The sequence below is a fragment of the Chryseobacterium sp. JAH genome (assembly GCF_001507335.1).
Taxonomy (GTDB): domain Bacteria; phylum Bacteroidota; class Bacteroidia; order Flavobacteriales; family Weeksellaceae; genus Chryseobacterium.
Genome location: NZ_LMAH01000014.1, coordinates 1 through 4,067 on the forward strand (window position 1 = coordinate 1; position 4,067 = coordinate 4,067).

The following is a 4,067-nucleotide window of genomic DNA, read 5'->3' on the forward strand; positions in this document are numbered from 1 at the left end:
TTTGGTAGCACTTTGCGATTGGTTCTGCTAAAATTAATAATCTAAAAGCACATGTGTAAAAGCATGTGCTTTAAACAAATATTTTATGAATATTTCTATAATTCTCCTTGCTATAATTACAATTGTTGCCTTAACATACTATTTTCTTAAAGATATTATCAGAGTTATTTCAAAAGAAAAAATTCACATGAAAGCAGGTTGCATGACTTTCGATATTATAAACGAAAAAATGTTTGTTTGGAACAAAATAAATGACCATTTAGTAAAACTTCGATTTGACACTGGAGCCACGCAATATTTTATAACAGATAAAGCTCTCTTTGGTGGTAAACAAAATCTCTATAAAACTGTTGATATAAGCTTAGCAGATAACTACAAACTCAAATCTTATTTGGGACTAATTAATTTTGAAAATAATTTAATCTCAGGCAAACCTTTGTCAGCAAGTTATATCGATAGAACTGTAAATCAGTGTGACGATACAAAAGGACATTTTTCACTTGTAAACTTTGTTGATGAAAAAAAGGAAATAGAGCTAAACTTTGAAAAAAATCAAATCTCATCAGGAAACCAGATTAGATCTAAATTGGACTATACAGAAATAGATCTGAAAGTAGAGCTCTCTGGAATTATAAAAATTAAAATTACTGTTGATGGAAAAGAAGATTGGTTCATATTTGATACTGGAGCATTATCTACTATAATTTTTCCATTTCAAAATACAAAATACAATTTTATTGATTTTCAAGCCATTACACCTGATAAAAATCATATAAAATCGATCAGAACATTTGAAAATGTTCCTGTAATTTTTGGAAAAGAAAAGCTTTGGGTTGATATCAATAATAGCGAGAAAGTAACACGTTACTTAGTTGGCATAATGTTCATTAAAAAATTTAATTGGATTTTAGATTTTAAAAATAAAAAAGCTTACTATAAGAAAATTGATGAAAATCAGATTATAAAATCCTTCCAAAATGATTACGCTGTACGAAACATTAATAATAATCTCATCATTAGTGCTAAAAATATAAAAAAAACAGAATTTGACATTGGAGATGCCATAGTATCAGTTGATCATAAAAAGATTAATACAACAAATTTATGTCAGATGCAACAACTTCTTAATCAGGAAAAAAACTGGGATCAGAGGCAAGTTCAAATAAAAAAACTAGTAAATAAAATCATATAAACTTAAAAAAATTAAACCATGAAAAACTTATTTAAATTATCTTTAATGGCAATTATTTTTGCCTTGTTCGCTGGTAGTACAATGTCAGCAAAAACATTCTTATCAGATGTTAATACATTTTTATCATCTGATACTTATCAAAGACACAAAAATTTTATAGATCAACACGGAAAACTAGATGTAAATAATACACTTCATCAAAAGGTAAATGTGAATGAACAGGATTATGATCTATACATTATACCTGTAATCAATCAAAACAACGCTATTGTAGGAAAATTAGAAGTTATAGATCTTAAAGGCACCAATTTTTTGCCAAATAAGGATAAATTTGCTCTTAATTATGCCGACCTTTCGAGATATGATTTAAGAACCCACACGGGCTCAATTATCTTAACAGATTTAAACTACGATAATTTTGTTCATTCACAAATAACTATCGACCGAGGCACTTACACAAAATATGAAAGCAAAGGACTATCTGAGGAATTAAAAACTAAATATGATAGCGTTGCAAACAGAAGAGCTCCAAAAAATGTATCGTGCGACGGAAACGGAAACGGAAATGTATCATATAGTGAATGTTACAGATGTATTTCAGTTGCTATTGAGATGAGCTCTACATCATCAGCAATTTGTGGGATATATGAGAGTTCAGGGCTGCCTTGGTGGGGAGGTTGCAACATTTCAACAGCTGCAGCTTGTGTAATAATTTCATCAATCTACTAATTATTTAAACAATGTTTGAAAATCCATACATAGCAATCATTCTTACGTTAATATACGGAATAGTAAATATTATAACTATTATAGACATTCGTAAGAACAAGAATCTATCCAAAAGACAGAGATATAATTATATTCTATTACAATTTTGGATGCCATTAATCGGAAGTTTCATCTACTACGGTCAGAAACGAGATATATAATAAATATATGAACGCCAAATAACTGCATAGAATCCGTCTCACAGATGAGATGGGTTCTATTTTGTGGAATGGGAGAGAATCGAATCAATTCTGTAGCTATCCATTAGTTAAATTATCCAAAAAATAGAATTAAAAGAGATTGTAACAAACGAAAAAATATACACTAATGATAAAAAACCAATACCAAACATCTGACATGAGTACAAAATATATCGCTATCGACTTCTTTAATTTTCTAAAAAAACCTAATGATCGACAAATTGAAATCTCTACAAAAGATAAAATCATTCTGCTTTTTAAATTCTTGCTATTCGAACTGGTACTTACATGTATCATCGTCATTCCTCTTGATTACTTCATCAATAGGTTAATTAAAGTTAAAAGCGAAAGTTTAGATTACAAGCAAAATACCATTTATATGGTTTTTATTCTGATTGTACTTCTGGTCCCCTTTATTGAAGAAGTCATATTCAGATTAGTTCTACGATACAATTCGATATTCAAAAGAATAATCATTCGTGATAAATGGGACAGGCTTTTCCCCTGGCTTATTTATGCATTCAGTATTGCTTTTGGTTTGGTTCATGCTGGAAATTACTTTAATAACAGTCCTACATTTTTTCTTTTATCACCCCTTATTGTTTTAAGCCAATTATCCGGAGCATTTGTCATCAGCTTTATCAGAGTTCGTTTAAATTTTTATTACGGATTTCTCTACCATGTCCTATGGAATTTTATTGCTGCTATTTTAATACCTACTATTATGATTTTATTTGCTAATCCATATATTGATAAGACAGCAAATTATACATTAAACATTGAGGAGAAAGTTTTTTTTCATATGAACGAAACTCAAACTACCAGTTTGGATCTGAGAAATGACAAAATATATAAAATAGAAACAACTCAATTGTATCTTCAGGATATTCTAAATCTGATCTATGGAAAAGATAAATATTATGTTGATGAAATTATTATTAATATGAAGTTTTCCTCAAAAAACGGTCTCTCGAAAGAGGAATTTAAAAGAGTATTGGAAAAGGAGTATGAAATTGAACCTTCTTTCGATTAATTGAAAAAAGAGATTACATTATTTAGTAAAATCAGGTTTATACATTTTCTTACATCATGTCTTCGAATAATGGGATATCCTGTAAGACTGCCTAATTATAATATCTTTGTATCTACTATTTTCATAATATAAATAGAATTTACGATTGACATTACTTTACTATTATGTATATCGGAAGATGGCAGGTTGTACTGGTCTGACCAGATATAACGAATTAAATATTGTTTTACTTTGTAGCGCAACTTTTTTCGTTTTGTTTTCAAGGAATTTATGAAGTTTTTTTCAGACTATAAAAAATATTTGGCCTATCGGTCAAAATAAAAGTCGTGAACCTAAGGGCTTACACTTTTTAAGGCTTTCAATTGTTTTATATAAAGGAACGTTTTTCTATCATAGAGTTGTGGAAAGAGGAGTTGGTAAAGTAGATAGAAATTTTTATTTAATGTTTGGAGGAGCTTTTGTTGCACCATTTGCGAGCATTTCTTTCAAGCTTAAACCCAGAGATTCATAAAATATTATTTTACATCCTCTTGGAAATCATCAACATGATTTAGTATTTAATAATGTTTAGGTAGAACTAGGTGAACACAAATGATCCACGAACAAGATGCTGCAACATCTTTTTTTATGTTTTGGGAAGCGGCATGATATTCAAACAGTTTTGTCAGATCTATGAGTACTATAAAATGTTTAGAATATAACTTGATTACAATTATATTTAGCAAATAAAATCCGGTTCACAAAAGATTGTGAGCCGGATTCATTTTAGTCATGGTTTATGGTCATAATAGACTCTTCATAAACATTATATTCACCTTTCTTGTAAACATCCTTACTTGAAAGTAAAATTTCATACTGATAGATGGCTTTCGGT

3 protein-coding genes are annotated in these 4,067 nt (G+C 29.2%); all 3 read left to right on the forward strand.

Annotated features, from left to right (window positions below; translation table 11 throughout):
- The first annotated feature begins 85 nt into the window (after positions 1-85).
- The 3 genes from AR685_RS17815 (at position 86) to AR685_RS17825 (ending at position 3,193) form a co-directional block, all read left to right on the forward strand.
- Complete coding sequence (locus tag AR685_RS17815; RefSeq protein WP_059125453.1) at positions 86-1,192, forward strand: hypothetical protein; 1,107 nt, start codon at positions 86-88, stop codon at positions 1,190-1,192.
- Between the two features lie 18 nt (positions 1,193-1,210).
- Positions 1,211-1,921, forward strand: coding sequence for a hypothetical protein (locus AR685_RS17820; protein ID WP_131777656.1), 711 nt, complete (start codon positions 1,211-1,213; stop codon positions 1,919-1,921).
- A 396-nt stretch (positions 1,922-2,317) separates the two neighbouring features.
- The gene (locus AR685_RS17825; protein ID WP_165592846.1) at positions 2,318-3,193 is read left to right on the forward strand and encodes a CPBP family intramembrane glutamic endopeptidase; all 876 of its coding nucleotides are present in this window, start codon (positions 2,318-2,320) and stop codon (positions 3,191-3,193) included.
- Positions 3,194-4,067 lie beyond the last annotated feature (874 nt).